Origin of the sequence: Variovorax sp. OV084, assembly GCF_900111625.1 — a bacterium.
In the GTDB taxonomy this organism is placed as follows: domain Bacteria; phylum Pseudomonadota; class Gammaproteobacteria; order Burkholderiales; family Burkholderiaceae_C; genus Variovorax.
Window position 1 is genome coordinate 40,672 of the sequence record NZ_FOII01000010.1, and the last position, 17,285, is coordinate 57,956.

22 protein-coding genes are annotated in these 17,285 nt (G+C 66.4%); 10 read left to right on the forward strand and 12 right to left on the reverse strand.

The features are described 5' to 3' along the window. Window positions 1-46 precede the first annotated feature (46 nt). Entirely contained in the window at window positions 47-703 is a 657-nt protein-coding gene (locus BMW87_RS22570; RefSeq protein ID WP_093078750.1) for a glutathione S-transferase, read from the forward strand. On the opposite strand, the gene BMW87_RS22575 is transcribed toward BMW87_RS22570, so the two are convergent. Continuing rightward, entirely contained in the window at window positions 704-1,606 is a 903-nt protein-coding gene (locus tag BMW87_RS22575) for a LysR family transcriptional regulator (RefSeq protein ID WP_093059122.1), read from the reverse strand. Window positions 1,607-1,740: 134 nt separating this feature from the next. Between BMW87_RS22575 and BMW87_RS22580 the strand changes: the two genes are divergently transcribed. Both BMW87_RS22580 and BMW87_RS22585 read left to right on the forward strand, forming a co-directional pair. Beyond that, complete coding sequence (locus BMW87_RS22580) at window positions 1,741-3,075, forward strand: MFS transporter (protein WP_093078751.1); 1,335 nt, start codon at window positions 1,741-1,743, stop codon at window positions 3,073-3,075. Window positions 3,076-3,115: 40 nt separating this feature from the next. Continuing rightward, window positions 3,116-4,222, forward strand: a complete 1,107-nt coding sequence (locus BMW87_RS22585; protein ID WP_093078753.1) for a M14 family metallopeptidase — start codon at window positions 3,116-3,118, stop codon at window positions 4,220-4,222. 4 nt (window positions 4,223-4,226) lie between these two features. On the opposite strand, the gene BMW87_RS22590 is transcribed toward BMW87_RS22585, so the two are convergent. The 3 genes from BMW87_RS22590 to BMW87_RS22600 form a co-directional block, all read right to left on the reverse strand. After that, window positions 4,227-5,024, reverse strand: a complete 798-nt coding sequence (locus tag BMW87_RS22590) for an enoyl-CoA hydratase/isomerase family protein (protein ID WP_093078754.1) — start codon at window positions 5,022-5,024, stop codon at window positions 4,227-4,229. Window positions 5,025-5,057: 33 nt separating this feature from the next. Further along, window positions 5,058-5,480, reverse strand: coding sequence for a hypothetical protein (locus BMW87_RS22595; RefSeq protein ID WP_093078907.1), 423 nt, complete (start codon window positions 5,478-5,480; stop codon window positions 5,058-5,060). 63 nt (window positions 5,481-5,543) lie between these two features. Further along, window positions 5,544-5,816, reverse strand: coding sequence for a DUF2164 domain-containing protein (locus BMW87_RS22600; RefSeq protein ID WP_093059117.1), 273 nt, complete (start codon window positions 5,814-5,816; stop codon window positions 5,544-5,546). Between the two features lie 105 nt (window positions 5,817-5,921). Here BMW87_RS22600 and BMW87_RS22605 point away from each other — a divergent pair, with 105 nt between their 5' ends. The 3 genes from BMW87_RS22605 (at window position 5,922) to BMW87_RS22615 (ending at window position 8,923) form a co-directional block, all read left to right on the forward strand. Beyond that, window positions 5,922-7,118, forward strand: a complete 1,197-nt coding sequence (locus BMW87_RS22605) for a YncE family protein (RefSeq protein WP_093078756.1) — start codon at window positions 5,922-5,924, stop codon at window positions 7,116-7,118. An 89-nt stretch (window positions 7,119-7,207) separates the two neighbouring features. Next, on the forward strand, window positions 7,208-8,683 hold the full coding sequence (locus tag BMW87_RS22610; protein WP_093059115.1) for a PPC domain-containing protein: 1,476 nt from the start codon (window positions 7,208-7,210) through the stop codon (window positions 8,681-8,683). A 27-nt stretch (window positions 8,684-8,710) separates the two neighbouring features. Continuing rightward, window positions 8,711-8,923: a hypothetical protein gene (locus BMW87_RS22615; RefSeq protein ID WP_093059114.1), complete on the forward strand. Its 213-nt coding sequence runs from the start codon at window positions 8,711-8,713 to the stop codon at window positions 8,921-8,923. Window positions 8,924-8,958: 35 nt separating this feature from the next. Here BMW87_RS22615 and BMW87_RS22620 read toward each other — a convergent pair whose 3' ends face one another. The 3 genes from BMW87_RS22620 to BMW87_RS22630 all read right to left on the reverse strand — a co-directional run bounded on the left by BMW87_RS22620 (window position 8,959) and on the right by BMW87_RS22630 (window position 11,146). Then, window positions 8,959-9,867, reverse strand: coding sequence for a DUF808 domain-containing protein (locus BMW87_RS22620; RefSeq protein WP_093078757.1), 909 nt, complete (start codon window positions 9,865-9,867; stop codon window positions 8,959-8,961). Window positions 9,868-9,942: 75 nt separating this feature from the next. After that, the gene (locus BMW87_RS22625) at window positions 9,943-10,626 is read right to left on the reverse strand and encodes a PepSY-associated TM helix domain-containing protein (protein ID WP_093078759.1); all 684 of its coding nucleotides are present in this window, start codon (window positions 10,624-10,626) and stop codon (window positions 9,943-9,945) included. Between the two features lies 1 nt (window position 10,627). Beyond that, on the reverse strand, window positions 10,628-11,146 hold the full coding sequence (locus BMW87_RS22630; RefSeq protein ID WP_093059111.1) for a GNAT family N-acetyltransferase: 519 nt from the start codon (window positions 11,144-11,146) through the stop codon (window positions 10,628-10,630). An 87-nt stretch (window positions 11,147-11,233) separates the two neighbouring features. Between BMW87_RS22630 and BMW87_RS35145 the strand changes: the two genes are divergently transcribed. Genes BMW87_RS35145 through BMW87_RS22640 form a run of 3 tightly spaced genes read left to right on the forward strand, consistent with a single transcriptional unit; the run spans window position 11,234 to window position 11,966 of the window. Continuing rightward, window positions 11,234-11,383, forward strand: a complete 150-nt coding sequence (locus BMW87_RS35145) for a hypothetical protein (RefSeq protein ID WP_013542593.1) — start codon at window positions 11,234-11,236, stop codon at window positions 11,381-11,383. Further along, window positions 11,380-11,682, forward strand: coding sequence for a VF530 family protein (locus tag BMW87_RS22635; RefSeq protein WP_093078761.1), 303 nt, complete (start codon window positions 11,380-11,382; stop codon window positions 11,680-11,682). Before BMW87_RS35145 ends, BMW87_RS22635 begins: the two co-directional genes overlap by 4 nt. Next, window positions 11,679-11,966, forward strand: coding sequence for a 2Fe-2S iron-sulfur cluster-binding protein (locus BMW87_RS22640; RefSeq protein WP_093059109.1), 288 nt, complete (start codon window positions 11,679-11,681; stop codon window positions 11,964-11,966). Before BMW87_RS22635 ends, BMW87_RS22640 begins: the two co-directional genes overlap by 4 nt. Here the strand turns inward: BMW87_RS22640 and BMW87_RS22645 are convergent. Continuing rightward, on the reverse strand, window positions 11,963-13,243 hold the full coding sequence (locus tag BMW87_RS22645; protein WP_256216870.1) for an MFS transporter: 1,281 nt from the start codon (window positions 13,241-13,243) through the stop codon (window positions 11,963-11,965). The genes BMW87_RS22640 and BMW87_RS22645 overlap by 4 nt on opposite strands. Window positions 13,244-13,338: 95 nt before the next feature. Here BMW87_RS22645 and BMW87_RS22650 point away from each other — a divergent pair, with 95 nt between their 5' ends. Continuing rightward, window positions 13,339-14,001, forward strand: a complete 663-nt coding sequence (locus tag BMW87_RS22650; RefSeq protein WP_093078762.1) for an RluA family pseudouridine synthase — start codon at window positions 13,339-13,341, stop codon at window positions 13,999-14,001. A gap of 8 nt (window positions 14,002-14,009) precedes the next feature. Here the strand turns inward: BMW87_RS22650 and BMW87_RS22655 are convergent, their stop codons facing one another. The 4 genes from BMW87_RS22655 to egtD all read right to left on the reverse strand — a co-directional run bounded on the left by BMW87_RS22655 (window position 14,010) and on the right by egtD (window position 17,284). Continuing rightward, the gene (locus BMW87_RS22655) at window positions 14,010-14,450 is read right to left on the reverse strand and encodes a universal stress protein (RefSeq protein ID WP_007833935.1); all 441 of its coding nucleotides are present in this window, start codon (window positions 14,448-14,450) and stop codon (window positions 14,010-14,012) included. 128 nt (window positions 14,451-14,578) lie between these two features. Beyond that, a complete protein-coding gene (locus tag BMW87_RS22660; RefSeq protein WP_093059106.1) occupies window positions 14,579-15,334 on the reverse strand; it encodes a 2OG-Fe dioxygenase family protein in 756 nt (251 codons plus the stop codon). Then, window positions 15,331-15,615 (reverse strand): DUF427 domain-containing protein, encoded by a 285-nt coding sequence (locus tag BMW87_RS22665; RefSeq protein ID WP_093059105.1) that lies wholly within the window; start codon window positions 15,613-15,615, stop codon window positions 15,331-15,333. Before BMW87_RS22665 ends, BMW87_RS22660 begins: the two co-directional genes overlap by 4 nt. A 664-nt stretch (window positions 15,616-16,279) precedes the next feature. Continuing rightward, window positions 16,280-17,284, reverse strand: a complete 1,005-nt coding sequence (egtD, locus tag BMW87_RS22675) for an L-histidine N(alpha)-methyltransferase (RefSeq protein WP_093078764.1) — start codon at window positions 17,282-17,284, stop codon at window positions 16,280-16,282. Between the last annotated feature and the right edge of the window lies 1 nt (window position 17,285).

Here is a 17,285-nt window from a genome sequence, read left to right on the forward strand (position 1 = left end):
GCCAGCCGCGGTCGCCGAAAATCGACCGCTTCGCCCGCACACACGAATGCCCGCCACCGCCCTCCCCGTTCTCTATTCATTCCGCCGTTGCCCCTATGCGATGCGAGCCCGGCTCGCGCTGATTGCGAGCGGCCAGCGCTGCGAGCTGCGCGAGGTGGTGCTGAAGAACAAGCCGGCCGAGATGCTCGCGACTTCGCCCAAGGGCACGGTGCCTGTGCTGTTGACTGAAGACGGCACGGTGCTGGAGCAGAGCCTCGACGTGATGCTGTGGGCCCTGCACCGCAACGACCCGCTGCGCTGGCTGCAGCCCGACACCGGCACGCTGCAGGACATGCTCGCACTGGTCGCCATCTGCGACGACGACTTCAAGCCTCAGCTCGACCGCTACAAGTACCCCGACCGGCATGCGGATGACGGCGAACCCGCGCGCGAGCGCGGCGCCCAGTTCCTGCGCGACCTCGAAGCCAGGCTGTCGACTTCGCCCCACCTGACTGGCGCGCACGCCACGCTGGCCGATGCCGCCGTCATGCCCTTCGTGCGCCAGTTCGCAATGGTCGAGCCCGCGTGGTTCGATGCACAGCCCTGGCCCCGCCTGCAAGCGTGGCTGTCCGGCTGGACCGCCTCGGACCTGTTCGAGCGTGCCATGCGCAAGTACGCGCCCTGGAAGACCGGCGACGCCGGCGTCAGCTTTCCGCCGATTTAGCTAGCCGCCCATCGCCACCGCCGAGGCCCGCTGGATGCATTCGACGAAATGCTGCGCGGCCGGCGTCAGCAGTTGCCCACGGCGCTTGATGACGCTGACGCTCAGCATGGGCAGCTCTTCCTCGATCTCCACTCGCCGGATGCCGTGGCGCTTGAAGGTCAGCGTTGCCAGCGGCTCCACGAACAGGCCGACCAGATCCATCTGCCCGACCAGCGCCAGCGCCACCGTGACCGATTGCCCCTGGATCACCCGCGCCGGCGGCGGCAGGCCCAGTGGCAGCAGCGGCGACACGGCCTCGCGGCCGCTGAAATGGTCGTCGCCCGGAAGAATCCACTCGGCCTTGTAGAGCTCGCGGATCGAGCGACTCGCGCGCAGCGGATGACGCTCGCGCAGCCCCACCACCAGCCTCACCGGAAAGAGCTCCATCGCCTCGAACTGCGGATCGAGCCGGCCCGGCACCACATGCGCCACCGCAAAGTCGAGCGAGCCCTCGCGCAGGCGCCCCAGCATCCAGGGCAGCACCGTTTCGCTGAACTGCACGTCGACCGCCGGCAGACGCGCGTGAAAGTCCTTGAATGCAGCCGGCAGCACCGTGAGCGCGAACGAAGTGCTGACGGCCAGCGAGACCTTGCCCGTGAGCCCGTCGCGGATCTGCGCGATCTCGTCGCGTGCGCGCTGCATGTCGGCCAGCAGCAGCCGGGCGCGTGGCGCAAAGGCCTTGCCGAACTCGGTGAGCCGCACGCCCTTGACGCTGCGCTCCACCAGCGGCGCCCCGACTTCGCGCTCCAGTTCGCGCACGATCTTCGTCACGGCCGGCTGGGAAATGCCCAGCACGCGGGCCGCGGCGCGGATGCTCATCTGCTCGACCACCGCCACGAAGGCGTGCAACTGATTGGGTTTCATGACAACCAAAAGTTATCTTTAACGCCCAATTATTGTCTTTTCATGACAGCAGCGAGTCTCTAGCATCCGGCGCGGTCAGTGCGTAGATACCTTCGACCGACATCCTCGAAAAGCAAAGCCAACACTGGAGAGCCATGAGCAACCCAAGCAAGCAGCCCGCGCCGTCCTCGTCCCTCGCTCGCCCCGCACGCAGGCGCCAGACCATCGTGGCCACCACCATCGGCAACGGGCTGGAGTTCTTCGACTTCACCGTCTACGGCTTTCTGGCATTGGTGATCGGCAAGCTGTTCTTCCCGACCTTCAATTCGTACGGCCAGCTGCTGCTGACGGTGGCCAGCTTCGGCGTGGGCTTCATCATGCGGCCGCTGGGCGGCATCGTGATCGGCGCGTACGCCGACCGCGCAGGCCGCAAGAAGGCCATGACGCTCACCATTTTCCTGATGGCGCTGGGCTGCGCGCTGATCGCCTTCACGCCCACGTACGCGGCCATCGGCGTGGCGGCGCCCGTCGTCATCGTGCTGGCGCGGCTCATCCAGGGCTTCTCGGCCGGCGGCGAAGTGGGTGCATCGACCACGCTGCTGGTCGAGCACGCCACGCCGTCCAACCGCGGCTACATGGCGAGCTGGCAGTTCGCGAGCCAGGGCCTGGGCGTGATGCTCGGCGCTGTCGTGGTGGGCCTGCTGACCTTCACGCTGTCGACGGAATCGATGCAGAGCTGGGGCTGGCGCGTGCCCTTCATCATCGGCATGCTGATCGCGCCGGTGGGCATGTACATCCGCCGCCATCTCGAAGAGTCGCTGCACATCTCGCCGGAAGAGGCCGCCGCGCCGCGCGAGAGCAGCCTGAAGATCGTCTGCACGCAGCACGGCAAGACGGTGCTGGCAGCGATTCTTTCGCTGGTGGGCGGCACCACGGCTGCCTATGTCGTCACGTTCTACATGCCGACGTACGCCGTGCGCGAGCTCGGCTTCACGCCGTCGGTGGCGCTGTTCGGCGCCGCGCTCACCGGGCTGATCTCGTTCGCCTTCGCGCCCTTCGTCGGCAAGCTGTCGGACGTGGTGGGCCGCAAGCCGCTCATCGTCTGGAGCCGCATCGCGCTGGCGATCCTGATCTACCCGGGCTTCCTGTGGCTCAACGCCTCGCCCACGCCGACGGTGCTGTTCGTCGTGCTCGGCGTGTTCAGCTTCGGCCTGGTGGTGCAGACGGTGCCCGGCATCACGATGCTGCCGGAGATGTTTCCGAAGGCGGTGCGCGCCAGCGGCATGTCGCTGGTGTACAGCGTGGGCGTGGCGCTGTTCGGCGGCTTCGCGCCCTTCATCAGCACCTGGCTGCTCAACGCCACGGGCAGCAAGCTCGCGCCTGCCTGGTACCTTGTGGCGATGACGGTGGTTTCGCTGCTCGGCCTGCTCTGGCTGCGCGACCATACGGGCCGCGACATCGATGCCGCGGGCGCCCACGCAACGGCCTGACGACTTTCTTCACCATTCCACGCACAGGAGTCCCCACCTCATGCCAACAACACAACGCTCCGCCGCCACGCGTTATTTCTCGGGCACGTACGTCGAAGCCCGCGCCAAGTTTCTCGAGGCCGCAGCGCAGCGCGGCGCGGCTGTCGAGTCGTTCGTGCTCGAAGCGCACCGCGGCGCGCTCGGCGAAGAGCTCGCCACCGACGTGGCGTTGATCGGCGCGATCGACGCGAACAAGCTGCTGCTCGTGACCTCGGGCACGCACGGCCCTGAAGGCTTCTGCGGCTCGGGCACGCAGATCGCCACGCTCAACGATGCCGACCTGCTTTCGCGGCTGGAGAAGGCCGGCGTCGCGCTGCTGCTGGTGCATGCGGTCAACCCGCACGGCTTTTCGCACCTGCACCGCACGAACGAAGACAACATCGACCTGAACCGCAACCACATCGACTTCAATGCGCCCCTGCCGGTGAACGCCGAGTACGCGGATGTCGAATCGCTGGTGCTGCCCGCGACCTGGCCACCGACACCCGCCGACGAAGCGGCCGTGGCCGCCTACGTCCAGCAGCACGGCATGACCGCCTTCCGCGCGGCGGTGACCAAGGGCCAGTACACCTCGCCCGACGGCCTGTTCTACGGCGGCACCGCACCCTCGTGGAGCAACGGAACCATCCGCAAGATCCTGCGCAAGTACGCTGCATCGGCCACCCACATCGGCTGGATCGACGTGCACACCGGTCTCGGCCCCTACGGCCATGGCGAGAAGATCTACCCGGGCCGCAATACGCCCGAAGACCTTGCGATGGCCCACGCCTGGTGGGGCGCGGACGTGTTCGCGCCCTTTGCCGGCGACTCGGCCTCGGCCGACGTGTCGGGCCCGGTGATCTCGACCGCGTACGACGAATGCCCGAACGCGAAGATCGCGCCGATGGGCCTGGAGTTCGGTACCCTGCCCGACCTCGAAGTACTGACCCGCCTGCGCGCCGACACCTGGCTGCGCCGCCACCCCGATGCACCGGAAGCGCAGAAGCGCGAGATCCGCGCAGAACTGCGCGACGCGTTCTACTGCGACAACGAGGAGTGGAAGGGAATGATCCTCGGGCAGACCCGCGTCGTGCTGCTGCAGACGCTGCAGGGCCTTCGCAAGGCCTGATCGATCAGCTGAAGTTCGGCGCGCGCCGTTCGCGCAGCGAAGCAATGCCCTCGCGCACGTCGGCGCCTGCAAAGCCCATGAATTCGAGCGCCAGCGAGGCGTCGAAGGTCGGGCCGGCCTGGCGCAGCCAGTTGTTCAGCGCGTACTTGGTGAGGCGAATGGCGCTCTGGCTGCCGGCCGCGAGCCGGTCGGCCACTTCGTAGGCACGCGGCAGCAGGTCGGCCTCTTCCACCGCGAGCGACACGAGGCCGATGCGCTCGGCCTCCTCGCCGCTCACCGGCTCGCACAGCAGCAGGTGGTACTTGGCCTTGGCCATGCCGCACAACAGCGGCCAGACAATGGCCGCGTGGTCGCCCGCAGCCACGCCCAGTCGCGTATGGCCGTCGACGATCTTCGCGTTCTTCGTGGCAATGGAGATGTCGGCCAGCAGCCCCGCCACCAGCCCCGCGCCCACGGCCGGGCCGTGCATGGCGCTGACGATGGGCTTGTCGCAGTTGATGATGTTGTAGACGAGGTCGCGCGCCTCGCGCCACACGCGCTGGCGCACCGCGTCGTCGGTGGTCATGTCCTGCACCATCGCGAGGTCGCCGCCGCCCGAGAAGCCCTGGCCTTCGCCCCGCAGCACGGCGCAGCGCACCGTGTCGTCGGCGGACACGTCGCGCCAGATCTCGGCGAGTTCGCGGTGGCCGTCATGGCCCGCCGTGGGCAGCTTGCCGTTGGCCGCCCGCATCTGGATGTCGAGCACCGCGCCATTCGCACCACGGCGCGCGATGGCGAGGGTCTGGTAGCGGGCGTAGTCCATGGCGGGTGTCTCTTTCTGTGGCTTGTCTGCCGTCTATTTTTTTGCGGCCACTTCGCGGCAGCGCTGCACGTTGGTGTCGAAACGCGAGGCCAGTCCGGGCTCGCACTCGTCAGACGGCGTGAGCTTGCACATGCCGACGACCACGTAGTCCATGACCGCCGACGTGCACATCGGGTAGGCCGCCAGATCGGGGTTGGCCTTGACCTTGAAGCCCCAGCGTTCGGAGAACTGCACCGTGCGGATCATCGCGCCATGGAAGAAGCTGCGGTCCTTGGCGGCGATGGCGGCTTCCATGCGGGGCAGTTCCTCGTTCAGGTAGCCGACCGAATCCAGCGGGAAGCCGGACGGGTCCTGCTGCGCGGTGGCCATCGATGCGGCAACGACCAATGGCAAGGCAGCCAGGATGCGCAGGACGGGAGAAAGCGAGGGGCGGAGGGGCGTGCGTGGAAGGTGCATGGCTTCGAATTCTGCAACGTTTTGAAGCACTTTTGAAATTGCCGCGGTGCGCCCGCGCCACACCTACTTGCCCTTCTTCTGCTTGTCGAACTTGCGCCAGTACTGGAATTCGTCCTCGTGCACCTCGAGATCGACCTCCGAAATGCGCGACTGCAGGCGCTCCTGCACCTCGGCCACGGCCTTGTTGTAGACCAGCGGGCCCACCTCTTCGAGGAAGAAGCCGAGCAGCGCCCCCGCCGCGATGTTGCCGATCGGCTCTTCCATGTTCTCGCGGAAATAGCGCTCGATGGACGTGATGGCCTGCTGGCGCGCTTCCTTCGGTATCTCGATGGTCATGGCGGGGTTTCAGGGGTTGGGTCGATCGATTGTGCCGGGGCACGGGGCCTGGCGACGAAGCTGCCGCTACCATGCGCGCACACAACTACACCGGAGACACACACCATGCAGTTCCGCCCCGCCGCACTCGCGGCCCTGGCCCTGGCAGCCCTTGCCGCTCTCCCCGGCTGCACGAACCTGACCCCCACCGTGCCGCAGCGCCAGCTGATGCTGGTCGCCAACGACGAGAAGCAGTCGTGGAACGACGCCGGCGTCGTGAGCCTCGGCCCGATGGGGCGCGACACCGTGCAGGTGCTCGACATCGGCACCGACCCGCTGGCGCCCAAGGTCGTCGGCACGCTGCAGCTGGACAACACCATCGCCGGCCCGCCGACCAACCTCGCGATCACGCCCGGCGAAACGCTGGCGCTGGTCGCCAACTCGCTCAACGTGGTCGAGGAGAACGGCGCACGCAAGCAGGTGCCCGACAACCGCCTCTTCGTGATCGACCTGACGACCACGCCGCCCAAGCTGCTCGACACCCTGCAGGTCGGCAAGCAGCCCTCGGGCCTGTCGATCAACCGCACGGGCGACCTCGCACTGGTGGCCAACCGCGCCGACAACTCGGTGAGCGTGCTGCGCATCGCTGGCAAGAAAGTGACGCTGATCGATACCGTGGCCATGGGCGATTCGGTGGCGCACGTGCGCTTCACGCCCGACGGCAAGCGCGCATTGGCGGCCAAGTTTCCGAGCCACAAGATCGCGCTGCTCGATGTGAACGGCGAGAAGGTCAGCTACAACAAGGTCGACCTCGCGGCGGGCCTGTGGCCCTACAACGTCGACGTGACGCCCGACGGCAAGCTCGCGCTCACGGCCGACAACGGCAACTCGGGCGCGTCCGACGGCCAGGTCGACACCGTGAGCGTGATCGATCTCGAAGCCGCACCGCCACGCGTGGTCGACAAGGTGGTGGTCGGCGACGGCCCCGAGGGCCTGGCGGTGAGCCCGACCGGCAAGCATGCTGTGGCGGTGATCCTGCGCGGCAGCAATTCTTCGAAGAGCGCCTACTTCTACAACCGCAACGGCTCGGTGGTGCTGCTGAAGATCGACGGCAAGAAGGTCACGCGCGCCAACGAGGTGGTGGTGCGCGGCCTGCCTGAAGGCGCGGTGTGGAGCGCTGATGGCAAGTACCTGTACGTGGGCAACTTCATCGACCAGGATGTCACGATCCTGCGGCTCGATGGCGATACGCTGGTGCCGACGGGCAAGTCGCTCCCGCTGCAAGGGCATCCGGCTGCCATGCGAGGCGCCATGACGCACTGAAGAGGTAGGGACTGCCCCGCACAGATGAATCGGCTTTTCTTCGAGCCGTCAATCGAAGACTAAAAACGAAACTGAGGAAGAGGGAATTCATGTTGCTTGATTCATTGAAGCGTCTTTTGACAGCGTTCGGCAGCCTTTTACTTTTTGGCATTGCGGTTTCCGGTCACGCGGGGCCTCTCGGCAATCCGATCGTGGTCAACACCAATACAGCGGGCACGCAGGAACTCTCGGGCCAATTCGCGCTAACCGCAGGAGGAAATGGGGAAAAGCTGGTCATGTGGCGGGACTCGCCCACGAACATGACTTATGTTCAGCGGATCAACTCCTCGGGTGTGCTTTCTCCCATCAAATTTCCAGTCGCCAACGGGAACTGCATCTCGACAGATCGCATTGGAAATTTCGCGATCATCGGCAGCCTTGCGGCGATCACTCTCTACGACCGAAACGGGAACATCAGGACGAATGCGTTCCGCCCAAATCCAGGCGCTGAAGGTGGCTGCGTCAGCCTTGATACGGATGGCAATCTCTCGGCCTTCTACTCTGTCTATTCCGGTGGCAACCGCTCGCTTGCGCTGAGGCGGTTCACCGTCGCCGGAGTGGCGCTGGGCAACGAGATCCAGATTACCCCTCCGTCTACAGCCGTCGTGGTTGCCAACAGCATCGCCTCCGACGCGTCAGGAAACATCACTGTTGCCTGGACGATCAACAACCCCACGACCGCCGGCGATGTATGGATGCAGCGCTTCAACAGCGCCGGGGTTCCGCTCATCGGAGCAACACCAGTGGTCACGGCGCCTTCCACCCAGGACGGCGCATCGCTTGCCGTCAGCCCGCTTGGCAACTTCCTGATTGCATGGAATTCGTACGAGACCAACAACCTCCAGAATGCGTACGTTCAACGGTTCAACTCGGCGGGAGCGGCAATCGGATCACCGATTCGGATCACGAAAACTGCGTCTTCGGTCTTCTCCCTGCTGAACGTGAGCATGATGGAAAACGGCAGCTTCTTCGCCGCCTGGAACATCGACAACCCGACGCCCGGGACATGGCCTCTCGTCGTGGCGCAGCAATTCGCCAGCGATGGTGCGCCCATCGGCAGCGAGTTCCAGGTCGATCTGCCAGGCGTCGCCGGTCGCTATGCCAATATCGCGAGCGATCTCGCCGGCAACTTCACCGTCGCCTGGAATGCCTACGACCCCGTGTCCGGCTTCGATGTGAAGATCCGTTCGTACAGGATCGATACGCAGCCCGCGATCACCACTCTCAATAGCGGCCAACCGGCACAAGGCCTGACCGGCGCCGCAGGAAGCTGGAAGTACTTCAAGGTCACGGTGCCCGCCGGCACCACTCAAATGAACGTCAGCATGGCTGGACCGGCCGGCGGCGACGGTGACATGTACATCCGCTTTGGCGGCCTGCCGAGCGCAACTGCCTGGGACATTCGTCCCTACGTCAATGGCAGCAACGAAGTGGCGAACATCAGCAACCCTCCACCTGGCGACTTCTACATCGCAATCTACGGGTACATCGCCTATTCGGGGGTCAGCCTGAACGTCAGCTATTGACGCTCCGCCCGGTACACTCCCGCTCCCATGACACGACCATCCCGCCCTCTCCGCACGCTCGAACGCGGCATCCTCTGCCTCGTGATCGGGGCCGCCGTTCTGCTGGGGCCGCGCTTTCTACAGGGCACGCGCTGGTTCGAGATGGTCGCCGGTGCCTATCTGGTCGGCTGGTTCGCGCTGGTGCTGGGCGTGGCGCTGATCGTGGTCGAGCTGGTGAAGCGCGGCAAGACGCGCCAATAAAAAAACCCGCCTTGCGGCGGGTTTCAGCAACAAGCTCAGGCCTTCTTGCCGCGCAACTTTCCGACCAGCTCCACCACGACCAGCACGATGGCGCCGGCCACGATGCCCACGCCGGCATTCACGCCCATCGAGCCCAACGTACCGAACACACCGCCCGTAGCCGCGGCCCAGCCCTCGACCGCATGCCCCAGCGCCGGCACGCCGTGCACCAGGATGCCGCCGCCCACGAGGAACATCGCGGCCGTGCCGGCCACCGACAGCGCCTTCATGAGCCACGGCGCCGTGGCCAGAATGCCGCGGCCCAGGGCCCGCGCGCCTGCGCTGGCGCGCTGGCTCAGGTAGAGGCCCGCGTCGTCGAGCTTCACGATGCCGGCCACGAGGCCGTACACGCCGATGGTCATGATCAGCGCGATGCCGACCAGCACGCTCAGCTGCGTCGTGAAAGGCTGGCCCTGCACGGTGCCCAGCGTGATGGCAATGATTTCGGCCGAGAGGATGAAGTCGGTGCGCACGGCGCCCTTGATCTTGTCCTTCTCCATGGCAACCACGTCGACCGATTCGTCGGCCACGGCCTTCTCGTGGCGCTCGGTGTCGGCGTCGTGCTCTTTCTTGTGCAGGAACTTGTGCGCGAGTTTCTCGGCGCCTTCGAAGCAGAGAAAAGCGCCGCCGACCATCAGCAGCGGCGTCACCAGCCAGGGCAGCCAGGTGCCGATGGCCAGCGCCGCTGGCACGAGGATGGCCTTGTTGACGAACGAGCCCTTGCACACGGCCCACACCACCGGGATCTCGCGATCGGCCTTGACGCCGGACACCTGCTGCGCATTGAGGGCAAGGTCGTCGCCCAGCACGCCGGCCGTCTTCTTGGCGGCCACTTTGGTGAGGATCGACACGTCGTCGAGAACGGTCGCGATGTCGTCGAGCAGCAGGAGCAGGCTGGTGGCCATGGGCAGGATTCGGGCTGAAAAAGAAGCGGCGAGCTTATCCGCTGCCGCCAACCGCCCTTGCAATAACCGTACGAATCACAGAGCGCTGAGCGCAATGGCCAGCACCGCGGCGAGCGACGCGCCGAACAGCGCCAGCCCCACGCGGCGGCGGCGGTGCGTGAGCATCCACAGCGCCATGCCCGACATCGACAGGAAGATCAGGCTGCCGGCCAGCGTGTCGACCAGCAGGATCCACGGCAGTGGCATGCCGCCACCCTTGTGCATGCTGGTGAGCGTGGCGACAAAGCCGTTGTGCGTGGTGGTGACGCCGACCGAGCGGTTGCCCTGCCAGTACTCGACCTGCACGATCTCGTTGGGGCCGCCGAAGTTGAACACCCAGCGCGCGGGCTGCGTAAGCACGGGGTCGCTCTTGTCGCTCTTGTCGGCCCAGGCGACGGGCTTGGCGGGCTCGATGCGGCGGGAGTTGGGCGGGCCGCTCATGCGCAGCGCACCCTGCAGCCACTGGCTCATGGCCTCGGGCGTTTCCGGCGCAGGGTCGGGCAGTACCAGCTGGGCGCGCGTGCGCTCCTGGGCCTGCGGCAGCTTCAGCACGTCGCGGTGGTTGAGCCAGATACCGCTGAAACCGAACAGCAGCCCCAGCACCGCGCCCCAAAGGCCGAACCAGCCGTGGGTGCGGCGGATCCACTGCACGGCGGTCGTGCGGCGCTGGTGCGCGCGCACGCGCGCAGCGTGGCCGAGGGCGGTGCTGCCGGAGTCCATGTCAGGAAACGTCGCGCTTCAGGCGGATTTCCTCGACGCGCACGGTGCCGAAGGCCGTGGTCTTGGCGGTCTTCATCTCGCGCTTGAAACCCGCGAGTTCGTGGAAGCGCATGGCGCGGTCGTTGCGGATCGGCACCCAGATGGTGACCGTGGTGCAGCCCTCTTCTTCCAGGCCTTCGCGCGCGGCGTCCCAGAGGGCCACGCCCACGCCCTTGTCCCAGTGCTCGGGCTTGACGTAGATGGCCCAGATTTCGCCGGTGGTGGGCGGGGTCTTGGGGTCGCGCGAACGGTCGAAGCCGACGAAGCCGACGATTTCGCTGCCCAGCACGGCCACGCGCACCTGCGGCTCGCTGTATTCGATGGCTTCGCGCCACTTGGCTTCGCGGGTGGCCGGGGCCAGGGCGCGCAGCTCTTCCTCGGGAAGGATGCCTTCGTAGGCGGCCTTGGCGGCGAGGGAATGGATTTCGGCGACGGCCTTGGCGTCGCGCAGGGTGGCGGGGCGAACTTCGTAATCTGACATGAATGCGGGGAAATCAATGGAACCGCGTATTGTCGCCGCACCGCTAAACTGCTTGCCGCATCCGTCGTAACAACAGGAGAAATCGACATGGCCAAGAGTCAGCAACGCAGCACCAAGGAAGCGAAGAAACCGAAGAAGGACACCTCGCCGCCCAAGCCTGTGGGCACTGGCGGCATCGAGCCCGTTCGTACGATCACGACGGCGGTCATTCCCCGCGGCAAGCTCAAGAACAAGTGACGAACGACGCTCCAGCGCCTGCCCCAGCGGCCCCCGCGGCCGCGAAGGCCCAGCCGCGCAACCCGCTGCATGGGGTCACGCTGGAGGCCATCGTCACCGCGCTGGTCGACTACTACGGGTGGGAGCACCTGAGCGAGCTCGTTCCCATCCGTTGCTTCACGCTCGACCCGAGCGTGAGCTCGAGCCTCAAGTTCCTGCGCAAGACGCCGTGGGCGCGCGAGAAGGTCGAGAGCCTTTACCTCTTCATGCTGCGCGAGCAACGCCGCGAACAGCAGCAAAGCCAGCCGCCGCAGCCATGAAGGTCCGACTCGAGCCCTCGGGCCTCGACTTCGAGACCGATGCCGGCACCACGCTCCTGAAAGCCGCCGAGGCCGCCGGCATCGAACTGCCGAGCTCGTGCCGCAACGGCACCTGCCGCACCTGCATCTGCCAGCGGCTGTCCGGCGAAACCCGCCACATCATCGAATGGCCCGGCCTGAGCGCCGAGGAAAAAGCCGAGGGCTGGATCCTGCCCTGCGTGGCGCAGGCGCTGGGTGACATCACGCTCGACGCGCCCGGCGCGCGCGCCCTGTTCGCAGACTAGGACTTGACCAGCGGCCTGACCGAAGGTGCCGCCACCACCAGCCGGTCCCGCTGGGCCAGCGACGGGAAAAGCCTGAACCAGGTCAGCGCAACCAGCATCGTCCCCACGCCGCCCACCACCACCGAGCCGACCGGCCCCAGCAGCGCCGCCGTGGCGCCCGACTCGAACTCGCCGAGCTGGTTGCTCGCACCGATGAAGATCGAATTGACCGCACTCACCCGCCCGCGCATGGCATCGGGCGTTTCGAGCTGCACCAGCGTCTGGCGGATCACCACGTTGACCATGTCGGCGCCGCCCGAGACCGCCAGCGCGATCAGCGAGACGACAAAGCTCTTCGAAATGCCGAACACCACCATGCACAGCCCGAAGAGCCCGATGGCCAGCAGCAGCGTGCGCCCCACGCGGCGCTCGACCGGCCGGCGCGTGAGCAGGATCGACATCACCAGCGCCCCCACCGCCGGCGCGCCGCGCAGCAGGCCGAGCCCCCAGGGCCCGGTGTGCAGGATGTCCTTGGCGTAAATCGGCAGCAGCGCCACCGCGCCGCCCAGCAGCACCGCGAACAGATCGAGCGAGACTGCGCCGAGCACGGGCTTGCGCTTCCAGATGAAATCGACGCCCGCGAACACGGTGGCCAGCGTCACCGGCTCGCGCGCGGCCGGCGTGTAGGCGTAGCGAAGCCGCAGCACCAGCGCGCAGGCGACGACAAAGAAGGCCACGCTGGCGCCGTAGACCACCGCCATGCCCGCCACGAACAGCAGCCCGCCGAGGGCCGGCCCGCCGATGATCGCCCCCTGCATGCCCGCCGAGCTGAAGGCCATCGCGCGCGACAGCATGGTGGGCGGCACCAGCAGCGGCGTCAGCGCCTGCTGCGCCGGCATCTGGAAAGCCCGCACGGCGCCCAGCACCAGGGACAGGCCCAGCAGCAGGCCGCGCGAATCATGCTTTTCCAGCACCGCCAGCAGCAGCACGAGCGCCACCAGCCCCTGTACCGCGAAACAGGCCGCCACGATGCGGCCCCGGTGGTGGCGGTCGACGACGTGGCCGGCCAGCAGCGCCAGCAGCAGCGCGGGCACGAACTGGTAGAGGCCGACGAGGCCCAGGTCCCAGGCGCTGCTGGTGAGCTCGTACATGTGCCAGCCGATGGCCACCAGCAACATCTGCGAGGCGGCGGTGCCGAACAGGCGCGCCGTCCACATCTGCATGAACGGGCGTTCGCGCGTCAGGTCGGAAAAGCTGGGGGGAGAAGAGGAAACGGAGGCTGGGGCGGGGCCGGACATCCGCTCAAGGATAGCCGAGGCCGGATGAGCGGGGCATGAGGGGCCGGGAACGCGGGAGCAGGCCGCCATCGCGCTATCTACACTCTGCGGCATCCATGACGACCGCGCCGCCGCTCCTGCAACCCGTTCACGAAGACCCGCACCTGCTGGTGCTCGACAAGCCCGCCGGCCTGCTCTGCGTGCCCGGCCGTGGCGAGGACAAGCAGGACTGCCTGAGCGCACGCGCCATGCGGCAGTGGCCCGACGCGCTGATCGTGCACCGGCTCGACATGGCCACGAGCGGGCTGGTGGTCATGGCACGCGGCATCGAAATGCAGCGTGCGCTGAGCGCGGCCTTTGCCGAGCGCCGAATACACAAGCGCTACGAAGCCATCGTCGATGGCGCGATGCCGCTGCTGGAAGACTGGTCGCTGATCGATGCACCGCTGATGGCCGACTGGCCGCGCAGGCCGCTGCAGAAGACCGACCCGGCCGGTAAGCCCAGCGTCACGCGATGGAAGGCGATTTCATTGCTGCCCGGCGAGCCTGCCGCGACCCATGTGCTGCTGGAGCCGCTGACGGGCCGTTCGCATCAGCTGCGCGTGCACCTGCTGTCGATCGGGAACCCGATTCTTGGCGATGCGCTGTACGGCGATGCCGCCTTGCAGGCACGCGCGCCACGGCTGCTGTTGCATGCGAGCGAGCTGGGGTTCGTGCACCCAGTGACGCAGCAGGAGCTTTACTTCAAACGGCCGCCCGATTTCGCCGTCGTTTCCTGACCAATCAGTCAGCCTCCCTTGACGACCAGCACCGGCATGTTGGCGTCCTGCAGCACGCGCTGCGTCACGCTGCCTAGCAGCAGTTTCTCGATGCCGCTGCGGCCGTGCGAGCCCATCACGATCAGGTCGGCCGCGATGGCGATGGCCGTGTCGACAATGCCTTCGTGCACCACGTGGCCGTCGATCACGCGCTGGTCGCTGTGCAGGCCTTCGGCCGCCAGGGCAGCCACGCCGCGTGCGAGCGCCGCGTTGGCGCTGGCCGTGGCTGCTGCGAGATATTCGTTCTGGCCGAGCGCATAGTCCGCGCCCACGCCGATGAAGGGGTAGTTGTCGATCACGTGAATGAGCGTGATACGGCTACCGAAAGCCAGCGCGAGGCCGCTGGCCTTGCTGACGGCGAGCATGGAAGTTTCGGAGCCGTCGATCGGAACCAGGATGTGATTGAACATGGCGGGACCTCGCTTTCGTTCGCAGACAGACACGGCCCACATGGAGCCGGGCCCCGAATTTAACCGCTGTTCCGCGGACGGACTGTAGGACTCGTGCCAGCGACGGCGCACTGCACCGCCGCGCGGCTTCAGTCCCCCTGGAAACCCTTGGCGCGGCAGGTGATCACGAGCGTGTCGCGCCAGCCTTCGCCGCCCTCTTCCAGCGGCTGGATCGGCGTCGATTCGTGGATCACGCGCGCATCGTCGAGCACCAGCAGGGTCCAAGGCTCGGTCATGGTGAAGCGCTCGCCGCGGCGGCCGTTGGCTTCGAACACACGCGTCTCGCCGCCCTTGATGCCGTGCCGGCCGACCAGTGCCACGGCCACGAGATCCACACCATCGCGGTGCGCGCCCTCGGGCGTCGGGCGGCCGATGCCTCCGGCGGTGTCGATGCGGAACTGGTGCGCTTCCACGTACCAGCGCTGCGGCGCACCACGCATGTCGCTGCTGGCCTTGCCGAGCTGCTGCAGCAGCCGCTGCCACACGGGTTGCGCCACGGTGGCCTCGAGCATAGGCGCGAACCAGCGCTGCATGCCCCCGTGCAAGGCGTTGTATTCGACCGGCTGCCAGTGCGCGCGATGCGGCACCTGCGCCAGCGTGGCATGGTCGTCGGCTTCGACGGTGAAGCAGGCATGGCGCCGCGTGCGGTAGCGGCCGCCGTCCTTCAGGTATTCGTCGGGCGGGAGATCGTTCCAGTCCGCGTGCAGCGCATTCAGCTGCGCGAGCGGAACGCCAAGCCATTCGCCGACGCCCTGCGGGCTGAGCACCGCATAGCCTTGATCGCGCAATGCGGCAGGCAGCTCGGCGGGGGCGATGAACGGGGGAGTGAAAGCGGCCGTGGTCACTGCGCGCTGACCTTCACGTCCTTCCAGAACGCGACGCGGTCGCGGATCTCTTCGGCTTCGGGCTTCGGGTCGGCGTAGTACCAGGCGGCGTCGGTGTTGAGTTCGCCGTTGACCAGCAGCGAGTAGTAGCTTGCGGTGCCCTTCCAGGGGCAGGTGGTCTTGTGGTTGCTGAAGGTGACTGCGTCGCGATTGAGCGAACTCATCGGGAAATAGTGGTTGCCTTCGACGAGCACGGTGTCGTCGCTTTCGGCGATGGTGACGCCGTTCCAGGTTGCTTTCATGGTCTTGGTCTCCAGGGGGAGGGTTGCGGGCGCTGGCCGTTGCGCTGCCGCACGGGGCTTGGGTATTGTGCCGTTGCTTGGCTTGCCCGCTTTCTTCGGGGCGATATGGGCACTATTGCTTTGTTTGTTTTCCGGGGCCGGGTCTCGGCCCGGCGGCCGACTCACTTTCTTTTGCTTCGCCAAAAGAAAGTAAGCAAAGAAAAGGCGACCCTGCTGTCTGCGTCCCTTCGCTTCGCTACGGGCAACCTGCGGTGCTCGACGTAGACGGGGGTCCGCAGAACTCGCTTCGCTCAAACAGCTGCGGCCCTGATCCCGTCTACGTCTGCGCTCCTCGGCGCAGCCAGAAGGGATGGGGGAGCCCAACAGGCCTTCGCTGCGCTCGGCCTCTGAACAGCCGATACCAAGCCGAGCGAAGCAAAGGCCCGAGTTGTCTCCACCCCCTCTGGCTGCGCCGAGGAGCGCAGCGTTTCGCGGATCAGGGCTCGCCCTTGTCTGAGCGAAGCGAGTTTGGGCGAGACCCCGCGAAACGCGAGCACCGCAGGTTGCCCGTAGCGAAGCGAAGGGTCGCAGACAGCAGGGTCGCCTTTCTTTTGCCTACTTTTCTTTGGCGAAGCAAAGAAAAGTAGGTCGCCCGCCGGGGCGAGTCCCGGCCCCGGAACAAAAACTAGGCAGCCAACCAGTGAACGCTAAAGAGCTTCTCAGGATCCGTCCAAACCGCACCAGGCCGAAACCCAGCCCGAGCAGCCAAAGCCCGAAGCCCTTCAACAGTGAACTTATGCGAGTACTCGGTATGAATAGTCTCGCCCTCCTCAAACCCAAACCGCTCCCCATTCAACGAAACGCTCTGAGCCCGCCGGCTAACAAGATGCATCTCGATCCGCTGCCGAGGCGCGTTGTAGAACGCCGCATGCGCAAACCCATCGACATCGAAGTCCGCATCCAGCTCGGCATTCGCCCGACGCAGCAGATTGAGATTGAACTCCCCCGTAACCCCTTGCGCATCGTTGTAGGCCGCATGCAACCGCCCCGGATCCTTCACCAGATCCACCCCAATCAGCAGCCCACCTCCACGCAACATCCGAGCAGCCAGCTGCAAAAAGGCCAGCGCCTCCTCAGGCTCGAAGTTCCCAATAGTCGACCCCGGAAAAAATCCGACTCGCCGCCCCGAACCAGCCATAGGCGCAGGCAACACCAGAGGCATCGTGTAGTCCGCAGCAATGGGCTGCACCACCAGCTTCGGATAGTCCGCCTTCAGCCGCTCGGCCGCAGCCTCCAGGTGCTCCCCTGAGATATCGATGGGCAGATAGCGCTTCGGCGCCTGCAGCGCATCGAGCAGCAGCCGCACCTTCGTGAGCGACCCCGCCCCGAACTCCACGATCTCCGCATTCGGTCCGATCTGTTCGGCGATCTCCCCGGCGCATTCGCCAAGAATGCGCAGCTCGGTGCGCGTCGGGTAGTACTCCGGCAGCTCGCAGATGCGGTCGAACAGCTGTGAGCCTGCTGCGTCATAAAAAAACTTCGGCGAGATGCTGCGTGGCGAGCGCGCAAGTCCTGCCTGCATCTCCCGCCCGAACTCAGACAACGGCGTCGCGGCCGTGGAAGAAGAAGAAACACGCGGCTTCGCAGCAGGCGCGAACGACAGCGACGAGGAAGAAGTTGGATTGCGCATG